6 protein-coding genes are annotated in these 4298 nt (G+C 62.4%); 3 read left to right on the top strand and 3 right to left on the bottom strand.

The genetic code is table 11. The annotated features are described in order from the left end of the window. Together VJS90_RS20130 and VJS90_RS20135 are read right to left on the bottom strand one after the other, a co-directional pair. On the bottom strand, positions 1–128 hold a 128-nt coding region (locus tag VJS90_RS20130; RefSeq protein ID WP_414704958.1), incomplete at its 3' end, for an alpha/beta fold hydrolase. A gap of 13 nt (positions 129–141) precedes the next feature. Next, positions 142–1065 (bottom strand): LysR family transcriptional regulator, encoded by a 924-nt coding sequence (locus VJS90_RS20135; protein ID WP_324123389.1) that lies wholly within the window; start codon positions 1063–1065, stop codon positions 142–144. A gap of 48 nt (positions 1066–1113) precedes the next feature. Here VJS90_RS20135 and VJS90_RS20140 point away from each other — a divergent pair, with 48 nt between their 5' ends. The 3 genes from VJS90_RS20140 to VJS90_RS20150 all read left to right on the top strand — a co-directional run bounded on the left by VJS90_RS20140 (position 1114) and on the right by VJS90_RS20150 (position 3387). Then, positions 1114–1428 carry a 3-phosphoglycerate kinase gene (locus VJS90_RS20140; RefSeq protein WP_324123390.1) on the top strand — a complete coding sequence of 105 codons (315 nt, stop codon included), beginning with the start codon at positions 1114–1116 and terminating at the stop codon, positions 1426–1428. Positions 1429–1537: 109 nt separating this feature from the next. Further along, positions 1538–2137 (top strand): FMN-dependent NADH-azoreductase, encoded by a 600-nt coding sequence (locus VJS90_RS20145; protein WP_324123391.1) that lies wholly within the window; start codon positions 1538–1540, stop codon positions 2135–2137. A 377-nt stretch (positions 2138–2514) separates the two neighbouring features. Next, entirely contained in the window at positions 2515–3387 is an 873-nt protein-coding gene (locus VJS90_RS20150) for a carboxylate/amino acid/amine transporter (protein ID WP_324123392.1), read from the top strand. 376 nt (positions 3388–3763) lie between these two features. On the opposite strand, the gene VJS90_RS20155 is transcribed toward VJS90_RS20150, so the two are convergent. After that, positions 3764–4027, bottom strand: coding sequence for a hypothetical protein (locus tag VJS90_RS20155; protein WP_324123393.1), 264 nt, complete (start codon positions 4025–4027; stop codon positions 3764–3766). Between the last annotated feature and the right edge of the window lie 271 nt (positions 4028–4298).

The raw sequence follows: 4298 nt of genomic DNA on the forward strand, positions 1-4298 counted from the left end.
GCAAGCTCCGGCACCTGCTGTTCCCAGTCCTGGCAGCTGGAGCCCAGGCCGTGCAGCAGTACAACGGGTTCGCCCTGGCCATATTCCTCAAAGTGCAGCGAGCATCCTTCGTGTTCGAAATAGGCCATGGGCGCGGTCCTGTCAGGCTTGGGCGGGGGCGGCGAAGGGCACGTCCAGCGGCGCGGTGTCGAAGCTGCGCAGCAGCTCGATGAGGATCTGCGTGGCCGGGCCGAGGGTCTTGTCCTTGTTGGAGTAAAGGTAGAACAGCGGATGGCGGCTGCCACCTTTATCCATTGGCAAGGGCTTGAGCACGCCATCGCGCAGCTCGCGTTCGATCAGGTGGCGCGGCAGCCAGGCAAAGCCCAGCCCGCTGCCGACGAAGGTCGCCGCGGTCGCCAGGCTGCCGACGGTCCAGCGCTGCTCGGCGCCCAGCCAGCCGACATCGCGCGGCTGAGCGCGGCCCGAGTCACGGATGACCACCTGCAGCTGGCTCTCGAGGTCCTGGAAGTTGAGCTCGCGCCCCAGGCGATGCAGGGGGTGCTCGGGGTGGGCTACGGCGACGAATTCGACCGCGCTCAGCTCGTTGCCCAGGTAGCCCGGGATGCTCACGGCGCTGATCGCAAGGTCGGCGATGCCCTCGTGCAGCACCTCCTCGACCCCTGACAGCACTTCTTCGCGCAAGCGCACCCGGCAGCCCCGGCTCTGCGGCATGAAGGCGCTCAAGGCCCGCACCAGGCGGGCGCTGGGGTAGGCGGCATCGACCACCAGCCGCACTTCGGCCTCCCAACCCTGCTCCATATGGTGCGCCAGGTCTTCGAGCTGGCTGGCCTGCTTGACCAGCTGGCGCGAGCGGCGCAGCAGCACGTTTCCGGCTTCGGTCAGCACCGCCTTGCGCCCGTCGATGCGCAGCAGTGGCACGCCGAGCTGCTCCTGCATGCGCGCGACGGTATAGCTCACCGATGACTGCGAGCGGTGCAAGGCTTCTGCGGCCTGGGCAAAACCGCCGTGGTCGACCACGGCCTGCAAGGTCCGCCACTGATCCAGGGTAACGCGCGGCGCTTTCATGTACGGCTCCTGTTGTCCTAAGCTGCGCTCTTTCATGGAGAGCGCCATATGAAGAAGAGTTGTGCGGTACTGCTGTTGCTGCTGCCCCTGAGCGCCGTTGCCTACCCGATCGACGTCGAGAAAAAGGTCACTGGCGTGAAGCTCGACTACATCACCTACGACACCGACCAGGACATGGGCTCGATCACCCTCGACAACTATGGGCAGGTGCCCGCCCAGTGCCGGGTGACGTTCCGCAACGGCCCCGAGGCGCCTCGCGTGCGCCGGGTCCAGGTGGCCCCCGGAAAGCGCGTGGACGTCAACGCCAAGTTCAACCGGCAGATCATCAAGCTGCGCATCGCGCTGGACTGCAAACCGCAATAGACCAGATTGATCGATAGATTAGCCCCAGTTTTTACGCTTTTTTATCGATAGGTCAACCTCTACTCTCACCTCCATCGAATCGCACCCTTATTTGCCGATGGAGGCAACCATGTCCCGCGTACTGATCATTGAAAGCAGCGCCCGCCAGCAGGATTCCGTGTCTCGCCAGCTGACCCGTGATTTCATCCAGCAATGGCAAGCGGCCCATCCGGCGGACCCGATCACCGTACGCGACCTGGCCGTCACCCCGGTGCCGCACCTGGACGCGAACCTGCTGGGCGGCTGGATGAAGCCTGAAGAGCAGCGTAGCAGCGAGGAGCTGCAGGCCCTGGCGCGCTCCAACGCGCTCACGGATGAAGTGCTGGCCGCCGATGTGCTGGTGCTTGCCGCGCCGATGTACAACTTCGCCATCCCCAGCACCCTCAAAGCCTGGCTCGACCACGTGCTGCGCGCCGGCATCACCTTCAAGTACACCCCGACCGGCCCCCAAGGCCTGCTCACCGGCAAGCGCGCCTACGTGCTCACGGCCCGCGGCGGTATCCATGCCGGCGCCGCCACCGATCACCAGGAACCGTACCTGCGCCAGGTGCTGGGCTTCATTGGCATCCATGACGTCACCTTCATCCACGCCGAAGGCCTCAACATGAGCGGCGACTTCCATGAAAAAGGCCTGAACCAGGCCAAGGCCCAGCTCGCCGCGGTGGCGTGAGCACCCCTGTTACAAGGATGTCGCCTGTTTCGCTGGGAAGCCAGCTGTCACAGCTCTTGTGGGAGCAACTGTCTTCCACCCAAGGCGATCTCAGCCCCCGGCCCGGCAGCGCCGGGCCTTGTGGGAGCGAGCCTTGTGCCGCGATCGAGGGCAAAGCCCTCGCCGGGGCGCATGATTACAAGTCTGTGCGATGCCGGCAGGGGACAAAGACAGTTGCTGCCAGGGTATTGCCACGCACCCTAGCATTTCCCACTTCGGTTCCCTGATACCCCCCCAGACTGATCCGCCTAACCACCAAAGCACCCACCCCCAACACAAAGGTTGCCCCAACCCCGCCCAGCCGCTAAGGTCCCCGCCTTGTTTTCCGAGGGCCACCCATGGGCTACCTAATCATCGTCGCGCTGATCCAGGCGTTTTCCTTCAGCCTGATCGGCGAATACCTAGCCGGCCACGTCGACAGCTACTTCGCCGTGCTCGCCCGCGTGCTGCTCGCCGGCCTGGTCTTTCTGCCGCTGACCCGCTGGCGCCAGGTCGAGCCACGCTTCATGCGCTCGATGCTGCTGATCGGCGCCTTGCAGTACGGCATCACCTACGTCTGCCTCTACCTCAGCTTCCGCGTGCTCACTGTGCCCGAAGTGCTGCTGTTCACCATCCTCACCCCCCTGCACGTCACCCTGATCGAAGACGCCCTCAACCGGCGCTTCAATCCATGGGCCCTGATTGCCGCCCTGGTGGCCGTCGCCGGCGCCGCGGTGATCCGTTTCGACAGCATCACCGGTGACTTCTTCATAGGTTTCCTGCTGCTGCAGCTGGCCAACTTCACCTACGCCGCCGGACAAGTGCTGTACCGCCACCTCATCGCCCGCAATCCCAGCGACCTCCCGCACTACCGGCGCTTCGGCTACTTCTACCTGGGTGCCTTGCTGGTGGTGCTGCCGGCCTTCCTGCTATTCGGCAACAGCCAGCACCTGCCCAGCACCGACGTGCAATGGCTGGTGCTGCTGTTCCTCGGCCTGTGCCCGACCGCCCTTGGCCTGTACTGGTGGAACAAGGGCGCCTGCCTGGTCCCCGGCGCGACGCTGGCGGTGATGAACAACCTGCATGTGCCGGTGGGGTTGTTGATCAACCTGCTGATCTGGAACCAGGATGAGCCGCTGGGAAGGCTGCTGGTGGGGGGTGGGGTGATTCTGGGGTCAGTATGGCTCAGCCGTCTGGGCCAGCAGCGCGCGATTGCAACGCAGCGCGTTTAGCCAAATCGGTCGTGAGCGATAGGGTCGTTGTCGTCAAGGCAGTGCATGTTATGTCTACGTGACATTCCGTTCCTGAAGTCGGGTCTACGTAACATGTAGGATTCTGTGATTGCCGGACGCTTTGGGAAGAGGATTGCCGAGATGCGCGCTATCTGCGGCATGATCAAGGTGCAGTTCGCCGAGCGATTAGGTATTACTCGCCGGTAACTGAGCGAATTGGAAAAGGCGTCTGCGCCCTTTACGAAGTCTTACTACTGCCGAGCGTTGAATGCTCCGGGGATCCGGGCTTGAAAACGTGCCGCGGCGCTTTCTACTTTGAAGAATTGAGTGACGTGTTTGCTTGAACCTGAATTAGAAGTGCGGTGGGCCGACCCACTCATCGTGCAGCGTGAATCAGCTTGATTTCGTCAAGGTATCGAGAGTGCAGGACGATCATTTCTGAACTGGTGATGCAGCCTTTACGATTCAGGAGCAAGAGCAGTCTTTCGACTTCATCAGGTTCTACATCATCCCCCGCCAGTCGAGTGGCGACGCGAGCAACCCGATCCCATGTCGACTCAACAAAGTCCACACCATTGCGTTCGGCCAAGGCACGAATGAATGAGGCCAGGTTTTTTGACGGAATATCGAGGGTTGCCATGTGTGACTGCCTCCTTCATGAATGTGCTCATTCTAACCAGTCAGGGCTACAGACCACGATGGATCGGCTGTGCCAGCTAGACCAGGATTAGCCGCCAAGGGCGGCTAATAGCAAAAGGCTGTCACTATGTCAGGAAGCCCAACTGTGGGATATCGCCCTCAGGCACTTCGGCCCAGAACAATTGCTTCAGATTGCCGTTGAGCTGTGGGGTGCCCTCGAGTACCCACAGCAAACGGCAGTGGATCATCTGTCCACGGCTACGTTGAGCCCT

This window comes from Pseudomonas sp. (assembly GCF_035277045.1).
GTDB lineage: Bacteria > Pseudomonadota > Gammaproteobacteria > Pseudomonadales > Pseudomonadaceae > Aquipseudomonas.

Excerpts from the sequence above, each read along its gene's own strand:
- VJS90_RS20135 (WP_324123389.1), bottom strand. The coding sequence starts at position 1,065 with ATGAAAGCGCCGCGCGTTACCCTGGATCAGTGGCGGACCTTGCAGGCC.
- VJS90_RS20140 (WP_324123390.1), top strand. The coding sequence starts at position 1,114 with ATGAAGAAGAGTTGTGCGGTACTGCTGTTGCTGCTGCCCCTGAGCGCC.
- VJS90_RS20145 (WP_324123391.1), top strand. The coding sequence starts at position 1,538 with ATGTCCCGCGTACTGATCATTGAAAGCAGCGCCCGCCAGCAGGATTCC.
- VJS90_RS20150 (WP_324123392.1), top strand. The coding sequence starts at position 2,515 with ATGGGCTACCTAATCATCGTCGCGCTGATCCAGGCGTTTTCCTTCAGC.
- VJS90_RS20155 (WP_324123393.1), bottom strand. The coding sequence starts at position 4,027 with ATGGCAACCCTCGATATTCCGTCAAAAAACCTGGCCTCATTCATTCGT.